Consider the following 1,043-nt stretch of genomic DNA (forward strand, 5'->3'; position numbering starts at 1 on the left):
GCTTGCCGCCGCTGCTGTGGGAACAGCCGACCAGGGCGGTCACGCAGACGGCGGCAAGTATCGCGGCCAGGGGTGCCCGGCCGGTGCCGTGCGGGAGTGGCATGGCGTCTCCGAGCCGTCGGGCCCACGGACGGCGGTCAGTAGTCGCTGGAGGTGGTGCCGGGGCTGGCGCCCTCGGTGGCGGTCCCAGTGGGACTCGCGGTGGGGCTGACGCTGGCGACCGGCGTGGTGATCGCCTTGCCGGCGGTGTCGACGACGTACCACTTGGCGCCGAAGGCGGTCAGGCCCTGGCCGTTGGTCTCACCGGGCTTCTTGTCACCCTCGAACCGGTACAGCGGGTGGTTGTTGTACGTGACCTGCTTGGTGCCGTCGCTGCGGGTCGTGGTGGAGAGCAGGTTCGCCTTCACACCGCCCGTGCCGGCCTTGGGCGACGCGCCGGAGGTCTCGAGTCCGGGAGGCCATTCCTTGGCGCAGGCGTCCTTGCAGGTCGACTCCTTGGTCTTGTCGGCCTCGAAGAGGTAGAGCGTACGGCCCTTGTCGTCCACCAGGATCGTCCCGAGCGGCCCCTTCTTGGCGGAGATCGTGCCCACCTCGTCGGACGGGTTCACCGACGGGCTCACTGTTCCGGTCGGGGTGGTCGGGGCCGCCGCGAAGTCCGCAGGTGCCTCGGCCCGGGACTCGGAACCGCTGTCGCCGTTGTCCGAGCATCCGACGAGCGCCGCGGCGCACAGCACGGCGGCTGCCACGGCGCTGGCTGTCCTGGTGTTGCTCCTCATGAAGGCTCCTCAGATCCGGCCGCCCCAGGGGCAGCACTCCGACCGCCAGATCGCGGCCACAGCACCCACTACACGACAGACCCGGATACCGGGCCACCGGGCAGGGCCGTCCGGAGTACGGCCACGGCGGCGTAGGCCGTACGCGCGTGATGGAGGCGGCCGTAGGCACACGGGCGAAAGCGGCTGTACGCGCGTGGTGGAGGCGGCGCGAGGCAGGCCTGGCGGCCCGCTGCCGTACCGGCTTCGATCACTCTTCCGGGGGGGGGG

The 1,043-nt window shown here is 71.5% G+C and carries 2 protein-coding genes; both read right to left on the minus strand.

Features of this window, described 5'->3' with window-relative positions; all coding sequences use genetic code 11:
* Positions 1 to 137: 137 nt before the first annotated feature.
* Positions 138 to 776: a COG4315 family predicted lipoprotein gene (locus GA0115259_RS37955; protein ID WP_093605160.1), complete on the minus strand. Its 639-nt coding sequence runs from the start codon at positions 774 to 776 to the stop codon at positions 138 to 140.
* 68 nt (positions 777 to 844) lie between these two features.
* Positions 845 to 1,043: hypothetical protein (locus GA0115259_RS41360; protein WP_218104262.1), on the minus strand; the 199-nt coding region annotated here is incomplete at its 5' end.

Source organism: Streptomyces sp. MnatMP-M17 (assembly GCF_900091995.1).
GTDB lineage: Bacteria > Actinomycetota > Actinomycetes > Streptomycetales > Streptomycetaceae > Streptomyces.